This window comes from Sphingomonas radicis, from assembly GCF_051400635.1.
In the GTDB taxonomy this organism is placed as follows: Bacteria; Pseudomonadota; Alphaproteobacteria; order Sphingomonadales; family Sphingomonadaceae; genus Sphingomonas.
Genome location: NZ_JBLFFG010000003.1, coordinates 164,051 through 180,000, shown reverse-complemented (window position 1 = coordinate 180,000; position 15,950 = coordinate 164,051). Strand labels below are relative to the sequence as shown.

Genomic DNA, 15,950 nt, shown 5'->3' with positions numbered 1-15,950 from the left:
CTCTTGGCCATAAATGGGCCATAAGATCTGCGGCAGTTTCAAGCGGTCTCTGGCGGACCCCTTGAGGACATGTCCTCAAAGTCGTTGCCTTCATTTGGACAACGTGGGCAAGCGGACAGCGCCGGACCGGCTGTTCGGTCTGAAGCGCCGCAGGGCCACCTCTTCGTTTGCCAATCCTTTCACCAACCCGCACCTCCGCCGTCTTAACTACCAATCTTGTGCGGACGCGATGGGCTCAACTCGTGAAATCGAGCTGGACCACCCTGGATGGCGTTGCGCGACAATAGATTGGAACTGCCCGCTCGCCATCGGGATAGGTCGCCGTCAACTCGGCTCCAAAGCGCCATCCCCCATTCCCGGGTTCGATGCTCGTCAGCCGATCATAGCGCAGCCGCGTGCCACCCGTCGCGCCGATCTGACGCGCGGCTTCGAACAGGCAGGTCTGCATTGAAGGCCTTGCACCCGCCTGAAGAGACGAAAGATCGGCTGAGACCGCCGCGGGCGGCCCGGGCGGGTAGCTCGGCGGCGTGCCCGGCGTGCTCGTTCCAGTGGCCACGTTAGGCTTTTTGTTCCGGCTAGCAAGCAATGCGACCAAGCCGGCGGCAACCACTACGCCGCCGATGATCAGCCCGGTGCTCGGGCCCTTGTCCGCGTCAGGGCGATCGTGGCCCCAATCATTGCCATATCCATAGGCAAAGGTGCCCCGGCAGTTACGGGATACCCAGATCGAACGGCGATCATACCCCCAGCTTCGCCCTTGCGTGCACGTGCCGCCGCTACGCGTGAGGAGCACGACACGGTTCTCGGTCCGGGCGTTGCATCGCTTGGTGCGGTTGTTGCGCGATTCACAGCTGATCCGTCCGGCATAGCCGCGGTTCTGCCCATAGCCGGGGTTGGGCCTGGGCGGCTGGATCTCCGGGCGCCCAGGTATGGGCCGGGGCAACGGTACAGGGCGATCGGGAATAGGGCTTGGCAACGGGACAGGTCGGACCTCTGGGGCCGGTCGGGTCTGCGCCATCAGAGGTGTGATGCTCTGCCCGATCATTGCCGTCGACAGAATGAATATCCCGAACGTGCGTCTCATGCGCATTTCCCTCCCCGGCGACCGGTCTCTTGATCGTTTCGAGGTCAATGTACGTTGAATAACGCGGCCCTGCAGCATGAATCGACCAAAGATGAATTTCATGCTTCGGTAGCGTGTCGGCTAGGCGCTCGAGCAGCGCCATTTTTCCTTTTTATAACGTCATGAAGATATTCATGTGCTGCCGTTGGAATTTGGGCGAATAGCTACCATTCCACCACGGGGCGCGGCGTCATTTACGCGATCTGCTTGAGTAACGATCCGGATGCATCACCCGTCGACGACAAAGGACGGGATGTCTATCTGCTTCGCACGGTCGAACCCTAAGCCGACCGACGCGTCCAACTAATGAAAGGAGACGCCGTGAGCACCTCCGTTGCGAACGGCTTCACCAGCCGCCCGATTTTCCTGAGTTCGAATCTTCCGAAACCCCCTCACGAGGGTGCGGCGTCGGTGCGTTCGTGCTCGCGCGCCTGACCCGCGACGAGCCGCGGGGCCGCGGCGCCGGCCAGCGCGGGACGCACCGCGTCGCGCTCGCCTTCGGGCACCGGTGCGGTTGGATCCGGGCGGAACGCCTCCGGGGCTCGATCGTCGAACCCGGGATGCTCGTCGCCCATCAGGTCGCTGGGAGGATGTTCGCCGGAGCCGAACGAACCATCGCCCGCGCCGCGCCGCCGACCGAGGAGGACAGCGCCTATCGCTGCAGCGATCGCGCCGAGCGAAAGGGTGCCGAGCGCCACTGCCTTGCCGTCGAGCCGCCGGCCCTTGTTCGCGGCCTTGGCGGTCGAGCGGCTGGAGCGCTTGCGGGTGCGCGTATTGCTGGCTGCCATCGTCTGTTCCCCGGAAGGCTAGGTGGTTTCCGGTTCAACGGGCGGAGGCAAGCGGTGTTCCGGGCTGTTGGTGGGAGAAACCGTTGGGGCGCGGAAACATACGGGCAGCAAATGGCGGGCATGTCTGGCATATTAGGAACAGATGTTGACCCCGACCCAGAGCGATTCGGCGACGCTGCTCGTCGTTGACGACGACCATGACATCCGCGTGCTGCTCGCCAACAGCCTTGGCGCGCGCGGCTATCATGTCGAGACTGCCGCGAGCGCGCAGGAGATGGACGAGGTGCTCGCGCGCACCAACGTCGATCTCGTCATCCTCGACGTGATGATGCCCGGGGAGGACGGGCTTTCGGCATGCCGCCGCATCGCGCGGCCCGGCGGCCCCGAGATCGTCATGCTCAGCGCGCTCGGTGAGGAACAGGACCGCATCCTGGGGCTGGAGGTCGGCGCCAGCCATTATCTCCCCAAGCCGTGCAGCCCGCGCGAGATACTGGCGACGGTCCGCGCCGCGCTGCGCAAGCGCGGAGCGCAGGCGCCGAGTTCGGGCGACGTCTATACGTTCGACGGCTGGCGGATCGACCTGGGCAGCCATGAGCTGTTCGACCCGCAGGGCGTGCTCGTGGGGCTGACCGACGGCGAGTTCGCAGTGCTGCGCGTCTTCATCGAGCGGCCCCGGCGCGTGCTTTCGCGCGAGGCGCTGCTCGCCGCCGCCCGCGGACCCGATTCGGACGCCTATGACCGCGCGATCGACGTGCAGGTGAGCCGGCTGCGCCGCAAGCTGCGCGCGAGCGGCGACGAGATCATCCGCACCGTGCGCAACGAAGGCTATCTGTTCGTGCCGCGAGTCGTGCGCGCATGAAGCTACCCGCGGGGGCGGCGCGTGCGCCGCTGTTCGTGCGGGTGTTCGTGCTGATGCTCGTATGCGTGGCGGTGATCCAGTTCATGAACCTGGCGCTGCTGATCGCAGCCCAGGCGCCCTCCGCCAAGCTCTACACCGTCGGCCAGATCGCCGACGCCATGGCGCAGGGGCACGACCCCCATGACGTCTTCACCGTCAGGAAGCGCGACTCGGTCCATCCCGCGCCCTGGACACCGCGCGCCGAGCGTATCGAGCTTGCGATCGCGACCGCGATGGGAGTCGCGCCCGACCGCGTCGAGATCAGCTTCCCGACGCCGTTCCTGCAGCCCGAGCAGCACTATGACCGTGCGAGCGTACCCCGCCCATTTCCGCCGGTGAACCGCGAAGCGGCGCGCGACGTGGTGGTGATGGGTGATTTCTCGGCGGCGCTCCGGCTTGCCGACGGCAGCTGGATCAAGGTCAAGTCGACGAACAGCTTCGAGCCGTGGCGCTGGTTCGTGCTGATATGGCTGGTGGTGTCGGTGATCGCGGTCGCGCCGTTCGCCTGGATGCTCGCACGGCGCTTCGGCCGGCCGATCCGGGCATTTGCCGAAGCGGCCGAGCGGCTGGGGCGCGATCCCAAGGCGGCGCCGCTCGATATCGGCGGACCCGGCGAGATCGCCGAAGCCGCGGCGGCTTTCAACCAGATGCAGGCGCGGCTCAATCGATATGTGGACGATCGCACCACCGTGATCGCCGCGATCGCGCACGATCTGCGCACGCCGCTGATGCGGCTGAGCCTGCGGCTGGAGAACGTCCCCGATTCGGTACGCGCGGCGTGCGAGGCGGATGTAGGCGAGATGCAGGCGATGATTTCGGCCGCGGTATCCTATGTCCGCGACACCAGCCGGCTCGAGGTGCGGCGCGCGCTCGACCTTCGCTCGCTCGCCGAGAATGTCGTCGACGAAGCCAGCGACCGCGGCAAGGCAGTGACGCTGCTGCCGGGCGAGCCGCTGGTGATCGAGGGGCACCCGGTGGCACTCAAGACCCTGCTCGACAATTTGATCGGCAATGCGATCAAATATGCGCGCGGCGCGGAAGTGTCGCTCTACCGGCGCGACGGGTTTGCAGTGATCGAAGTGGCCGACCGCGGGCCCGGGATGCCGCCCGAGGATCTGGAGCGCGCCTTCGAGCCCTTCTTCCGCGGCGAGCGTTCGCGCAATCGCAAGACCGGCGGTTTCGGGCTGGGATTGGCGAGCGCGCGGGCAGTGGCGCGCGCGCACGGCGGAGACGTGACGCTGGAGAACCGCCCCGAAGGCGGGCTGCTCGCACGGGTGGTGCTGCCGCTATAGGGCGGATCGCACAGGTGTCATCTTCGACTTTAGGCGTAGCTTCCGCTGGGGAACGCGTTCGTGCATAGTCGCGCACTGCCACCGGTGCGCTGGTCTTTGCAGTGCTTCGGATTGGAGCGGGCGGCGGCGCAGGGGCAACCCTCGCGCGACGGCGGTCCGCCTCGGGTTGCATCGTTGAGAGGGAGCGCCTGATGGATTGGGATGAGCGGACTCGCCGCGAGGTTCTACGCGGCATCGGTGCAGGTGTGGTGGCGAGCGCGATGCTGCCGAGTGCGGCCTGCGCGCAAGGGGAACCCCGGCGCAAGCTCGGCTACGCGATCGTCGGATTGGGCAGCTACGCCACCCGCCAGATCATGCCGCGGCTCAAGGATTGCGAGTTCGCCAAGCTGGCGGCGCTGGTAAGCGGGACGCCCGAGAAGCTCGAGCGCTACGGCGCGGAATACGGCATCCCCAAGACGCACCGCTACAGCTACGCAAATTACGACAGCATTCGCGACAATCCGGACATCGACATCGTCTATGTCGTGCTGCCCAATTCGATGCATGCCGAATATTCGATCCGGGCGAGCCAGGCGGGCAAGCATGTGCTGTGCGAGAAGCCGATGGCGATCTCCGCCGCCGAGTGCGAAGCGATGATCGCTGCGGCGAAGAAGGCGGGCAAGAAGCTGATGATCGGCTATCGCAGCCGCTTCCAGACGCACAACATCCAGGCGATCGAGCTGGTGCGGAGCGGTTTCATTGGTCAGCCCAAGCTGATCACCGCCGAGCATGGCTTCAACATCCAGCCCAACCAGTGGCGGCTCGACCGGCCGCTCTCGGGCGGCGGATCGCTGATGGACATCGGCATCTACAGCCTCAACGCCGCGCGCTATCTTTCGGGCGAGGAGCCGATCGAGATCAGCGCGATGGAATCGACCGACAAGAGCGATCCGCGCTTCAAGACGGCCGAGGACCGGATCGACTGGCAGATGCGCTTCCCGTCCGGACTGATCGCCAATTGCGTGTCGAGCTACAGCTCGGGGCACAATGCCTATCGCGTGACCGGCACCAAGGGCTGGGTGGGTCTGGAGCCCGCCACTTCCTATGAAGGCCAGAAGATGTGGGTGCGCACGAACGGCCAGACCAGCGAGCGCACGCCGCCGACGCTGCCCAAGAACCAGTTCGTGGGGCAGCTCGACCATTTCGCCGAATGCGCGATGACCGGGCGTGAGCCGATCGTCAACGGCGAGGAGGGGCTTCGGGACATGCAGGTGATCGAGGCGATCTACCGTTCGGCGCGAGAAGGGCGTGTGATCCGGCTGACCCGCGCGTGAAGCTCGATCGGCGGCAAGTGCTGACGGCGGGGGCGCTGCTCGCCGCGCATGGCTGGGTGCCCATGGCGAGGGCGGCGGGCCGGAGCGATCACAGCCAGCGGATCAAGGCGCTGATCGGCAAGATGACGCTCCGCGAGAAGCTGGGACAGATGACTCAGCTTCCCGGCGGTCGGCAGAAGGCGCTCAACTCGCGGCTGGACAAGGCGATGCTCGATCGCGTGCGGCGCGGCGAGATCGGATCGATGCTCCACGTCGCGGGCGCCGCGACGCTCAGACGGGTCCAGCGCATCGCGGTGGAGGAATCGCGGCTCGGCATTCCGCTGCTCTTCGCGATGGATGTTATCCACGGATATCGCACGATCTTTCCTGTGCCGCTCGCGCTTGCGGCGAGCTGGGATGTTGCGCTGGCCGAGGAGGCCGCACGTGTCGCAGCGGAGGAGAGCTGGGCCGCGGGGCTGCACTGGACCTTCACGCCGATGGTCGACGTCGCACGCGACTCGCGCTGGGGCCGGGTGGTCGAAGGCGCGGGGGAGGACCCTTATCTCGTGTCGCGCATGGCCGAAGCGCAGGTGCGCGGCTTCCAGACCGACAATCTGGCAGACGGCGTTCGGGTGATGGCGTGCGCCAAGCATTTCGCCGGCTATGGCGCAGCAGTCGGCGGGCGCGATTATGACAGCGCTGACCTGTCCGAGCGGACGCTTCACGAAGTCTATCTGCCGCCCTTCGCCGCTGCGCAGCGGGCGGGCGTCGGCAGCATGATGACGGCGTTCAACGACCTTGGCGGCGTGCCGATGACTGCGAACGCCGGGCTGGTGCGCGGATTGCTGCGCGAAAGCTGGAGCTATCAGGGGCTCGTCGTCAGCGACTGGAATGCGATTCGGGAGCTGATCAACCATGGAGTCGCGGCGGATGGCGTCGAGGCCGCGGCGCTGGCGCTGCGCGCGGGGGTCGACATGGACATGGCGAGCGGAACCTATGCCGATCACCTGGGCAGGGCCGTCGAGCGCGATTCCGGGCTGCTGCCGCTGGTCGATCAGGCGGTCGAACGGGTCCTCGCGGCCAAGGCGGCGCTCGGGCTGTTCGACAAACCCTATGGCTTTGGCGGGAAAGGCGACGATATCACGCCGGAGCGCCGGGCTGCGGCGCGCCGGGCGGCGCAGCGCTCGATCGTGCTGCTGCGGAACGACGGCAATCTGCTGCCGCTGGCCCCTGACAAGCGGTTGACGCTGATTGGCGCGCTGGCCGACGATGATTCCTCGCCGCTCGGATCGTGGCGCGGGCGCGGCGATGCCAAGGACAGCGTCACGCTGCGCAAGGCGCTGCCCCAGGCCGAGTTCGTGCCGGGCGTCCACCCGCGCAATAGCGACCGCTCGGGCATCGCGGCGGCTGTGGAGGCCGCTCGCCGCGCCGACGTGGTGCTGCTCGTGCTGGGCGAGGACTATGACTATACCGGCGAGGCGCGCAGCTATGCGTCGATCGAGCTTCCCGGGCCGCAACAGGTGCTGATCGACGCGCTCAAGACGACGGGCAAGCCGATCGTCGCGATCCTGATGAACGGCCGGCCGCTGGCGCTCGAATATGCGCTGCAGGGCATTCCGGCGGTGCTCGAGACCTGGTTCCTGGGAATCGAAAGCGGCCCGGCGATCGCGGATGTGCTGACCGGCGCGGTTTCGCCCGGAGGCAAGCTGCCGATCGGCATTCCGCGGATCACCGGGCAGCTGCCGCTCCCCTATGCGCAATATCCCTCCGGCCGCCCGGCGAACCGGGATCTGAAGGTGGACAGTTCGCGCTATCACGATGTCGGCATCGGCCCGCTGTTCGCCTTCGGGCACGGGCTGAGCTATTCGCGGTTCGACTATGCCGGGCTCGCGCTGAGCCCATCCGAGATCGCCGCGGACGGCACGGCCGAAGTGGCCTTCACCGTCGCCAACGCGGGGAAAACGACGGCGGACGAGGTCGTCCAGCTGTACATCCGCGCGCCGGTGTTCGGGATATCGCGTCCGGTGAAGGAGCTACGCGGCTTCGCGCGGATCGCGCTTGGGCCGGGCGAGCGCCGCCGCGTGACCTTTACGCTGAGCCCGGCGCAATTCGCCTGCTGGAGCCCGCAGGGCTGGACCTATCCGGGTGGCCATGTGGAGCTGATGGTCGGCGGCTCTTCGGAAGACATTCGCCTGCGCGGGACGCTCCGCGTGCACGGCGCCTATAGCGGATCGGGACGCGAAACGCCCGCCGCCTCCATCGAAACACAAGTGAGGGCCGCATGATCGCAGAACCTTGGCACACGCTGGCGATCGTCGCCGCCAGCATCGCGGCGGTGATCGTGCTGGTGCTGCGCTTCAAGCTCCAGGCGTTTCTCGCGCTGCTGATCGTGGCGCTCGGCACGGGCCTCGCGTTCGGGGCCGATCCGCAGGCGGTGCTCGGGGCAGTGCGCAAGGGGACGGGCGAAGCGCTCGGTTTCGTCGCCGTGGTGATCGGGCTGGGCGCGATGCTCGGCGGGCTGCTGGAGGCCAGCGGAGGCGTGAACGCGATTGCACACCGGCTGCTTGATCTGTTCGGCGAGCGGCGCATGCCATGGGCGCTCACAGCAATCGGCGTGATCGTGGGCATCCCGCTGTTCTTCGACGTCGCCTTCATCATCCTCGCGCCCCTGCTCACCACGCTCGCGATGCGGGCCGAGCGCCGCGTGACCTATTTCGCGCTGCCGCTGCTTGCGGGGCTGATGGCGATGCACGCGCTGCTGCCGCCGCATCCGGGGCCGGTGGCGGTCGCCGAGCTGATCGGCGCCGATTACGGCCGGCTGGCGTTCTACGGGCTCGTCTGCGGCATTCCCGCGGCGATACTGGCCGGGCCGGTGTTCGCGCGGATGTTCCACTCGGCGCCCGGCTTCGGAGATATCGGGCCGCCGCCGATGTTCGACGAAGATGCCCCCCAGACCGCGCCGATCGGCTTCGCGCCTGCGCTCGTCGCCATGCTCGTGCCGCTGGGCCTGATCCTGCTCGCGGCGGTAGCCGGGCAGTGGCTGGGGAATGGACCCGCAAAGACGGCGCTGCTCTTTATCGGCCACCCGTTCACCGCGCTGATCCTCGCGTGCATCTTCGTCTTCCTGTGGCTCCGCCTGAAGGTGGGGGCGCCGCTCGCGACGATCGGCAACATCATGACCAAGGCGCTCGAGCCCGCGGGGCTGATGGTGCTCGTGGTGGGCGCGGGCGCGGCGTACAAGGAAGTGCTGATCCAGTCCGGCGCGGGCCAGCAGGTGACTGCCGCAGTCGCCTCGGCACAGCTGTCGGTGATCGTCTTCGCCTTCCTGCTCGCCGCCTTCGTGCGTATCGCGCAGGGATCGGCGACCGTGGCGATGGTGACCGCGGCCGGCCTGGCATCGCCGCTGATCGCGAGCGCCGGCCTGTCGCCCAACAAGATCGCGCTGGTGACGGTGGCGATCGGGGCTGGCGCAACGGTGGTGAGCCATGTCAACGACACCGGCTTCTGGCTGGTGAAGCAATATCTGGGGCTCACCGAGGCGCAGACCTTCCGGAGCTGGACGATCAGCGCCACGATCGCGGGGCTGGCGACCTTCGCAATGGCGCTGATCCTCTGGCCCTTCGTATGAGGAGAATGCAATGATCGATCGTGTGACGCGGCGTGCGTGCCTGGGCGCGATGGCGGCGCTGCCGATCGCCACGGCGGCAAGGGGGGAGACGATGGGAAGCATCAGGCGCGTCGATTCGGAGCTCGATTCGATACTCGACGCGAACGCGCCGATCGAAGTGCTGGCGAGCGGGTACAAATGGTCCGAGGGGCCGGTGTGGGTGAAGGACGGCGGCTATCTGCTCTTCTCCGACGTGCCGGGGAACGTCGTCCACCACTGGAAGGAAGGCGAGGGCGCGAAGCCTTTCCTCTCCCCCTCGGGGTTGGCGGGGAAGGTGCCGCCGACGATCCGCGAGCCCGGCGCGAACGGCCTGACGCTCGACGCGCAGGGACGGCTGGTGATGGCGGACAGCGGCACGCGCGCGATTGCCCGCGTCGACCTCGCCACCAAGAAGAAGACGATCGTGGTCGATCGCTATCAGGGGAAGCGCTTCAACAGCTGCAACGACCTGATCTTCTCGCGCACCGGCGCGCTCTATTTCACCGATCCGCCCTATGGGCTCGAAGGCGGCGACGAATCGCCGATCAAGGAGCTGCCGCACAACGGCGTCTATCGGCTCGGGGCAGACGGCAAGCTGGCGCTGATAGACGGCAGCCTCTCGCGCCCCAACGGCATCGGCCTCTCGCCCGACGAGAAGACGCTCTACATCGCGATGTCCGACGAGAAGCGCCCGCAGGTGCTGGCATATGACCTGGGCGACGACGGCATGGCGCGAGGCGTGCGCGTGTTCCGCGACATGGGGCGCGAGCTCGCCGAGAAGCTGCCGGGCATGCCCGACGGGCTGAAGGTGAGCGCGACGGGCCATGTCTTCGCGACCGGCCCCGGCGGAGTGCACGTGATCGCACCCGATGGGCGGCTGCTCGGCATCATCATGCCGGGCAAGGCGACTGCCAATTGCGCGTTCGGCGAGGACGGGCGCACGCTGTTCATGACCGCGCACGACAGGCTGACGCGCATCCGGCTCAAGATCTCGGGGTGGTGAGCGGCGCTCGGCGCCCCTAGATCGGGAGCATGTCCGAGCCCGAAGCAATTCCCGCGGCAACCGTGATCGTGATGCGCGATGCTGCGTCCCGCGCACCCGAGCTGCTGATGGTAGAGCGGGCGCGCGCGATGTCGTTCGCGGGCGGAGCGCTGGTCTTTCCTGGCGGGCGCGTCGACCCCGGCGACCGGCTGCTGGCCGAACTGCTGGAGGGCGATCCCGACGAACTCGCCGCGCGCATCGCTGCAGTGCGCGAGACGCTGGAGGAGGCGGGCGTCGCGGTGGGGCTCGACGTGGCGCCCGGGGGAATCGCGGACCTGCGCCGCCGGCTCTATGCAGGCGAGCCGATCGGCGCGCTGCTTGCCGAATATGGCGCGACGCTGGCGCTCGATCGGCTGGTGCCCTTCGCGCGCTGGCTGCCCGAAGGCGTGCGCCACAAGATCTTCGACACGCGCTTCTATCTCGCCCGCGCACCCGAAGGCGCGGAGCCGGTAGTGGACGGCAACGAGAATGTGCGGGTCTTCTGGGCCAGCGCACGCGCGGTGCTCGATGCGGCCGATGCGGGCGACGCGACGATCATCTTCCCCACGCGCCGCAACCTGGAGCGGCTCGCACTGTTCTCCAGCTTCGAGGACGCGGCTGCGGACGCCGTCGCGCATCCGCTCCGCACGATCACGCCCTGGATCGAGACCCGCGACGATGGCGAGCATCTCTGCATTCCCGACGACCTGGGATATCCGGTGACCGCGGAGCGGCTCGACCGGGCGATCCGCGCGTGAAGACGGTCCGCCGGGCGATCAGCGCGGCGTTGCTCTTCGCAGTGCTGCTGGGCGCGGCCTTTGCGCTCTATGCCGTGGTGCGCAACCGGCCGCAGGACCTGCCGTGGACACGGCTGGACCTTGGCCAGCCGATCGGTGCCTTCACCGGGCGCAAGCTGGCGGGATTGACCGACGATTTCGCCGAATGCCGCGCGCTGCTCCGAGCCGCGGGGGTACGCTATACGGTGCTCGCGCCCGTGCAGCAGGGCGAGCGCTGCGGCTATGCGGACGCAGTACGGTTCGCCCCGGGCGGCGCACGCCGGATCGGCTTCAGCCCGGAGCGGTTGGGCGTCGCCTGCCCGGTCGCCGCAGCGCTGGCGGTATGGGAATGGGACGTGGTGCAGCCCGCGGCGCAGAAGCATTTCGGCGCACAGGTGACGCGCGTCGAGCATCTGGGGAGCTATTCGTGCCGCCGCATGTATGGGCGCAGCGAAGGCGACTGGAGCGAGCATGCCACCGCCGACGCACTCGATGTCGCCGGCTTCAGGCTATCGGACGGAACGCGGATCCGCGTGCTCGGGGACTGGGACGATGGGGGCGTCAAGAGTGCGTTCCTGCGCGAGGTGCGCGACGGAGCGTGCAAGCTGTTCTCGACCACGCTTTCGCCGGACTACAACGCGGCGCATCGCGATCACCTGCACCTCGATCAGGCCGAGCGGGGGGAAATGGGGTGGCGGGCGTGCCGTTGAGAATCCCCTCCCGCGGACGGGAGGGGCAGCAGGTCAGTTGGGCAGCGCCGCGCCGTCGACCTTCTCCACCCATTGCGGGAAGAAGGCAGGTTGGCGGTTCGACCAGCCCGATGCCGTAGCCGCGGCTTCGCTGATCGACTGGAGCAGCTTGCGGCGCAGATCCGGGTGCAGGTTCGGCAGCGCCGCGGCGGCGCAGAAGGCCGCAGGCAGCCACGGCCGGACCTCGGCGCCTATCAACCGCTCGTAGAGGAAGCGATAGGCCGAGAAGCTGGTGAGCCGCCCCTGGGCGAGATCGAACGCCGACACGGTGATCAGCGGTGCCATGAACGGCTCGACCGATCCGAGGTCGCTCTCGTCGGGCAGCAGCGCGCGGATCTCCGGCAGCCGATCATACATGTGCGCATGGGCGCGGATGCTGGCCGCCTCCACCACGTCGCGCGACCAGCGGGCAAGCGCGTCCTCACGTTCCAGCCCGATATCGAGCGCCCGCCGCACATAGCGCTGCGTCGCTGCGCTGAACCCCGCAAATTCCTTCATTTCGGCTAGCGTCATCGCGCCTTCGGCCGGCTTCATCTTCGATGCCATCAACGTCACTCCCACCCGCTCAACCCCTCGGCGGGATCATGCGACGGAATGATTGACGCGCCGCTGAATTCGCCGTTGGGCCCCGTTCATTATAGGAACCCAGAAGGTTTTGCGGCGCAACATGGCTTGCGACGAACCGAGTCCACGGTTGTGGAAAAGGTTTCAGACCGATGCAGTTGCGCAACAATGCTCCGAACGCCGTCGATTCGCCGGCCCGCGCCGGCGCACAGTAGCGCGTGACCGCAGAGATCTAGGTGTTTTCCCCTAAGGGGCACACGGTTCCATCGGCCCATCGGTTCGTCGCAACGGTTCATCGGATCGGTGAGTCGCAAGGCTGTACCTGCGTTCTATGTTGGGCTTAGCAACACTCAACACACTGGTTTCGGCCGGGGGGTCGCATGAATTTCCGTGGTTTCGCAGCGCGATTCGCGCTGACTGCAGCGCTTTGCCTGGCGACTGCCATGCCTGCCCAGGCGAAGGGCACCTTCTGGCAGTGCGCCCGCTATGCGCGCGAAATCTCCGAAGTGAAGATTCGCGGCAACGCCTGGACCTGGTGGCAGCAGGCCGAAGGCCGCTATGCCCGCGGCAACACCCCCAAGGCCGGTTCGGTGATGTCGTTCAAGAAGACGTCGCGCAATCCGTTCGGCCATGTCGCGATGGTCTCCGAGGTGGTGAGCGACCGCGAAGTGCTGCTCACACACGCCAACTGGTCGCGTCCGGGCGGCGTCGAGCGCGACGTGCGCGCAGTGGACGTTTCGCCCGAGGGCGACTGGAGCGAAGTCCGGGTGTGGTATGCGCCCGTCGGCGGACTCGGCACCTCGACCTACCCGGTCAACGGCTTCATCTATGCCGACGGCGCGCCGGAAGCCGAGCCGGAAACCGAGTGGCAGGCGCCGCAGATGGTGCAGGCCGATCCCGCCAAGCCGGTGGTCGTCGCTTCGCTCGCGATCAGCCCGGTCCTCCTCCGCGCCAACTGAGCCGGCGTTTCCCTCAGCAGATCGGCGGCCATGCTGATCCGACCGGCGCTCCCCAGCGACCGTCTCGCCATCTGGCGTATCCTCGAGCCGGTGATCCGCGCGGGCGAGACCTATAGTCTCGATCGCGACATGGGTGAGGATGCGGCGCTGGCCTATTGGCTGGGGGCAGATAGGGAAACCTTCGTCGCCGAAGAGGACGGCGTGGTCCTGGGCACTTATTATATCCGCCCCAACCAGGCCGGCGGCGGCGCACACGTCTGCAACTGCGGCTATATGACCAGCGCCGACGCGACCGGCCGCGGCGTGGCGCGCCGGATGTGCCTCCATTCGCTCGATCATGCCCGGGCGCGTAGCTATCACACGATGCAGTTCAATTTCGTGGTGAGCACCAACGAACGGGCGGTGCGGCTGTGGGAATCACTGGGCTTCGACGTCGTCGGACGCTTGCCGCGCGCCTTCGACCACCCGCGGCACGGCTATGTCGATGCGCTGGTGATGTTCCAGACGCTCTAACGGCGATGATCAGGCTGGCCGGAAGGCCAGCGCGACTCCGTTGATGCAGTAGCGCTTGCCGGTCGGACGCGGGCCGTCGTCGAACACATGGCCCAGATGCCCGCCACAGCGGCGGCACAGCACTTCGGTGCGCTTCATCCCCAAGCTTCTATCGTCACGGGTCGTCACGGCCTTGCTCAGCGGCGCAGTGAAGCTCGGCCAGCCGGTGCCGCTGTCGAACTTGGTCCGCGAGGAGAAGAGCGGCAGCCCGCATCCGGCGCAGGCGAAGGTGCCCGCGCGGTGCTCCTTGTTGAGCGGGCTGGTGAAGGCGAACTCGGTCGCGCCCTTGCGCAGCACGCGATAGGCTTCCGGGCTCAGCCGTTTCCTCCAATCGGCGTCGCTGAGACTGAACTCGAAACGCTGCGCGGCCTCCGCGCTCCCGCTGCCGCATGCAGCGGTGAGCGCGCTGAGCCCGGCGGCGCTCAGCAAGGTTCGGCGATCGATCTGCATCGTCGCCGATGTGGGGTCAGTGCGCGTCGTTTTCCAATCCCTCGTGCCGCTCTTCCGTGGCTGGCTCCGAGTCTATCCGGCGCTTGAGCGGTGACAGCATCCACAAAGTGACGATCGTCACCAGCGACAGGATCAGTGCCACATCGTAGCTGCCCAGGCCCACCGCGACGCCCATCGCCCCGGTTGCCCAGAGGCTCGCCGCGGTGGCCGTTCCCTTGACCGACTCCTTCATGCGCAGGATCGCGCCGCCGCCGACGAAGCCCATGCCGGTGATGATGCCTTCCACGATCCGCGCCATCGCCTCGGGTGAGCCGACCGTCAGCGACTCCGCCGCCTGGACGATCCCGCAACTCGCCACCGCGACGAGCGGGAAGGTGCGCAGCCCCGCGCTCCGCTCGGCGCGCTCGCGGTTCCAGCCGATCGGCAACGCGAGCAAATAGGCGCTGAGCAAGGCCGCCAGATGCGGGAGCGGCTCGAACGCGTTCGCCTGGAAGATGTCGGGAAGCACCATCGTGCTTCGATCCTGCACGATCCGGTGCGGCGATGCCAGCGGCGCTCAGTAGCGACTGAGCTCCACCGGCATCTTGCGATAGCCATGGACGAAGCAGGCGGCGACGCGATCGGGCTCGCGCAGCACATTGGCGCGCAGCCGGCGCTTTGCCATTTCCTCTAGCAACACGCTGATCTGCAGCTCGGCGAGGCGCGCACCGACGCAGCGATGGATGCCGTGGCCGAAGGCGAGGTGGCGGCGCGCATTCTCACGGTCGACGATGATCCGGTCGGGATCGGGGAAGATGGTCTCGTCGCGGTTGGCCGAGAGATACCAGAGCACCAGCTTGTCGCCTCCGCGGATCTGCTGCCCTTCGAGCTCGGCGTCCTGCGTCGCGGTGCGGCGCATATGGGCGAGCGGAGTCTGCCAGCGGATGATTTCCTGCACGGCATTGGGGATCAGCCCCGGATTCGCTTCGAGCTTGGCGCGCTCGTCGGGGAATTGCCCGAGCCCCCAGGCATAAGCGCTCATCGAATTGCGGGTAGTGTCGTTTCCGCCGACGATCAGCAGGATCAGATTCCCGAGGAACTCATACTGGTCCATCTCGGCCATCGCGTCCGAATGGATCATCATCGAGATCAGGTCGGGCGTGGGCTCCTTGCCCATCTTCGCCTTCCACAGCTCGCCGAAATAAGCCGCGCATTCGAACAGGATCTTGCGGCGCTCCTCCTTGCGGACCGGATCCTTGGCGATCTCGATGTCGCCGGCCCAATCGGACCAATAGGTGAGCAGCCGGCGATCGGCCCAAGGAAAGTCGAACAGAATCGCGAGCATCTGCGTGGTGAGCTCGATCGACACGCTGTCGACCCAGTCGAACTCCTGCCCCACCGGAAGCGAGTCGAGGATTTCTGCCGTGCGCGTCCGGATATTCTCCGTGAGACGTACCATTTCGGAGGGCGTGAAGGCCGGCGCGACAGTGCGGCGCTGGCCGGTGTGCTTGGGCCGGTCCATCGCAATGAACATCGGCATCTTGATGTCTCCGTCCTGGAGATCGGCGATGGTGATCCCGCCTGCCTGGGAGGAATAGATGTCGGGAAGCGATTCGGCCTGGACGATGGGCTTGTAGGTGGAGACCGACCAATAGGGGCCGAAGTCGCTGTGCTCGCACCGATAGACCGGCGCCTCGGCACGCAGCCGGCGGAAAGGCGCGTGCCAGACATCGTCGCGGTAAAGTTCGGGCCGGCTCACGTCGAGCGGATCGACCAGCTTCTCCGACGGATCACGCGCCGCAACGGTTGCCATATTGCCTCTCCTTTGGTGCGGAGGAGAGCATAACTGACAATAATGTCA

General features: G+C 67.1%; 16 protein-coding genes. 10 read left to right on the top strand and 6 right to left on the bottom strand.

The annotated features are described in order from the left end of the window. Positions 1-235 precede the first annotated feature (235 nt). The gene (locus ACMGDH_RS13310; RefSeq protein ID WP_436828443.1) at positions 236-1,186 is read right to left on the bottom strand and encodes a DUF3011 domain-containing protein; all 951 of its coding nucleotides are present in this window, start codon (positions 1,184-1,186) and stop codon (positions 236-238) included. Between the two features lie 329 nt (positions 1,187-1,515). Then, on the bottom strand, positions 1,516-1,911 hold the full coding sequence (locus ACMGDH_RS13305) for a hypothetical protein (RefSeq protein ID WP_436828442.1): 396 nt from the start codon (positions 1,909-1,911) through the stop codon (positions 1,516-1,518). A gap of 142 nt (positions 1,912-2,053) precedes the next feature. Here ACMGDH_RS13305 and ACMGDH_RS13300 point away from each other — a divergent pair, with 142 nt between their 5' ends. The 8 genes from ACMGDH_RS13300 to ACMGDH_RS13265 all read left to right on the top strand — a co-directional run bounded on the left by ACMGDH_RS13300 (position 2,054) and on the right by ACMGDH_RS13265 (position 11,546). After that, complete coding sequence (locus tag ACMGDH_RS13300) at positions 2,054-2,770, top strand: response regulator (RefSeq protein WP_436828441.1); 717 nt, start codon at positions 2,054-2,056, stop codon at positions 2,768-2,770. Next, entirely contained in the window at positions 2,767-4,101 is a 1,335-nt protein-coding gene (locus tag ACMGDH_RS13295; RefSeq protein ID WP_436828440.1) for an ATP-binding protein, read from the top strand. Before ACMGDH_RS13300 ends, ACMGDH_RS13295 begins: the two co-directional genes overlap by 4 nt. A 191-nt stretch (positions 4,102-4,292) precedes the next feature. Next, entirely contained in the window at positions 4,293-5,414 is a 1,122-nt protein-coding gene (locus tag ACMGDH_RS13290) for a Gfo/Idh/MocA family protein (protein ID WP_436828439.1), read from the top strand. Continuing rightward, positions 5,411-7,678 carry a glycoside hydrolase family 3 N-terminal domain-containing protein gene (locus ACMGDH_RS13285; RefSeq protein ID WP_436828438.1) on the top strand — a complete coding sequence of 756 codons (2,268 nt, stop codon included), beginning with the start codon at positions 5,411-5,413 and terminating at the stop codon, positions 7,676-7,678. The genes ACMGDH_RS13290 and ACMGDH_RS13285 overlap by 4 nt, the downstream gene beginning before the upstream one ends. Further along, positions 7,675-9,021 carry a GntT/GntP/DsdX family permease gene (locus ACMGDH_RS13280; protein WP_436828437.1) on the top strand — a complete coding sequence of 449 codons (1,347 nt, stop codon included), beginning with the start codon at positions 7,675-7,677 and terminating at the stop codon, positions 9,019-9,021. Before ACMGDH_RS13285 ends, ACMGDH_RS13280 begins: the two co-directional genes overlap by 4 nt. 10 nt (positions 9,022-9,031) lie before the next feature. Then, on the top strand, positions 9,032-10,042 hold the full coding sequence (locus ACMGDH_RS13275; protein ID WP_436828436.1) for an SMP-30/gluconolactonase/LRE family protein: 1,011 nt from the start codon (positions 9,032-9,034) through the stop codon (positions 10,040-10,042). A 29-nt stretch (positions 10,043-10,071) separates the two neighbouring features. After that, entirely contained in the window at positions 10,072-10,818 is a 747-nt protein-coding gene (locus ACMGDH_RS13270; protein ID WP_436828435.1) for an NUDIX hydrolase, read from the top strand. After that, positions 10,815-11,546, top strand: a complete 732-nt coding sequence (locus ACMGDH_RS13265; RefSeq protein ID WP_436828434.1) for an extensin-like domain-containing protein — start codon at positions 10,815-10,817, stop codon at positions 11,544-11,546. Before ACMGDH_RS13270 ends, ACMGDH_RS13265 begins: the two co-directional genes overlap by 4 nt. 33 nt (positions 11,547-11,579) lie before the next feature. On the opposite strand, the gene ACMGDH_RS13260 is transcribed toward ACMGDH_RS13265, so the two are convergent. Continuing rightward, positions 11,580-12,131, bottom strand: a complete 552-nt coding sequence (locus ACMGDH_RS13260; RefSeq protein ID WP_436828433.1) for a hypothetical protein — start codon at positions 12,129-12,131, stop codon at positions 11,580-11,582. Between the two features lie 398 nt (positions 12,132-12,529). Between ACMGDH_RS13260 and ACMGDH_RS13255 the strand changes: the two genes are divergently transcribed. Together ACMGDH_RS13255 and ACMGDH_RS13250 are read left to right on the top strand one after the other, a co-directional pair. Continuing rightward, entirely contained in the window at positions 12,530-13,108 is a 579-nt protein-coding gene (locus tag ACMGDH_RS13255; protein ID WP_436828432.1) for a CHAP domain-containing protein, read from the top strand. Between the two features lie 30 nt (positions 13,109-13,138). Next, positions 13,139-13,621: a GNAT family N-acetyltransferase gene (locus tag ACMGDH_RS13250; protein WP_436828431.1), complete on the top strand. Its 483-nt coding sequence runs from the start codon at positions 13,139-13,141 to the stop codon at positions 13,619-13,621. A gap of 9 nt (positions 13,622-13,630) precedes the next feature. Here the strand turns inward: ACMGDH_RS13250 and msrB are convergent, their stop codons facing one another. The 3 genes from msrB to ACMGDH_RS13235 are packed head-to-tail and all read right to left on the bottom strand — an operon-like array spanning position 13,631 to position 15,902. Continuing rightward, a complete protein-coding gene (gene msrB / locus ACMGDH_RS13245) occupies positions 13,631-14,110 on the bottom strand; it encodes a peptide-methionine (R)-S-oxide reductase MsrB (protein ID WP_436828430.1) in 480 nt (159 codons plus the stop codon). A gap of 16 nt (positions 14,111-14,126) precedes the next feature. Next, positions 14,127-14,621, bottom strand: coding sequence for an MgtC/SapB family protein (locus ACMGDH_RS13240; protein ID WP_436828429.1), 495 nt, complete (start codon positions 14,619-14,621; stop codon positions 14,127-14,129). Between the two features lie 45 nt (positions 14,622-14,666). Further along, positions 14,667-15,902: a cytochrome P450 gene (locus ACMGDH_RS13235; protein WP_436828428.1), complete on the bottom strand. Its 1,236-nt coding sequence runs from the start codon at positions 15,900-15,902 to the stop codon at positions 14,667-14,669. Between the last annotated feature and the right edge of the window lie 48 nt (positions 15,903-15,950).

Bases quoted from the DNA above. Each gene is read 5' to 3' on its own strand.
- ACMGDH_RS13310 (WP_436828443.1), bottom strand. From the start codon at position 1,186: ATGAAATTCATCTTTGGTCGATTCATGCTGCAGGGCCGCGTTATTCAA.
- ACMGDH_RS13305 (WP_436828442.1), bottom strand. From the start codon at position 1,911: ATGGCAGCCAGCAATACGCGCACCCGCAAGCGCTCCAGCCGCTCGACC.
- ACMGDH_RS13300 (WP_436828441.1), top strand. From the start codon at position 2,054: ATGTTGACCCCGACCCAGAGCGATTCGGCGACGCTGCTCGTCGTTGAC.
- ACMGDH_RS13295 (WP_436828440.1), top strand. From the start codon at position 2,767: ATGAAGCTACCCGCGGGGGCGGCGCGTGCGCCGCTGTTCGTGCGGGTG.
- ACMGDH_RS13290 (WP_436828439.1), top strand. From the start codon at position 4,293: ATGGATTGGGATGAGCGGACTCGCCGCGAGGTTCTACGCGGCATCGGT.
- ACMGDH_RS13280 (WP_436828437.1), top strand. From the start codon at position 7,675: ATGATCGCAGAACCTTGGCACACGCTGGCGATCGTCGCCGCCAGCATC.
- ACMGDH_RS13275 (WP_436828436.1), top strand. From the start codon at position 9,032: ATGATCGATCGTGTGACGCGGCGTGCGTGCCTGGGCGCGATGGCGGCG.
- ACMGDH_RS13270 (WP_436828435.1), top strand. From the start codon at position 10,072: ATGTCCGAGCCCGAAGCAATTCCCGCGGCAACCGTGATCGTGATGCGC.
- ACMGDH_RS13260 (WP_436828433.1), bottom strand. From the start codon at position 12,131: ATGGCATCGAAGATGAAGCCGGCCGAAGGCGCGATGACGCTAGCCGAA.
- ACMGDH_RS13255 (WP_436828432.1), top strand. From the start codon at position 12,530: ATGAATTTCCGTGGTTTCGCAGCGCGATTCGCGCTGACTGCAGCGCTT.
- ACMGDH_RS13250 (WP_436828431.1), top strand. From the start codon at position 13,139: ATGCTGATCCGACCGGCGCTCCCCAGCGACCGTCTCGCCATCTGGCGT.
- msrB (WP_436828430.1), bottom strand. From the start codon at position 14,110: ATGCAGATCGATCGCCGAACCTTGCTGAGCGCCGCCGGGCTCAGCGCG.
- ACMGDH_RS13240 (WP_436828429.1), bottom strand. From the start codon at position 14,621: ATGGTGCTTCCCGACATCTTCCAGGCGAACGCGTTCGAGCCGCTCCCG.
- ACMGDH_RS13235 (WP_436828428.1), bottom strand. From the start codon at position 15,902: ATGGCAACCGTTGCGGCGCGTGATCCGTCGGAGAAGCTGGTCGATCCG.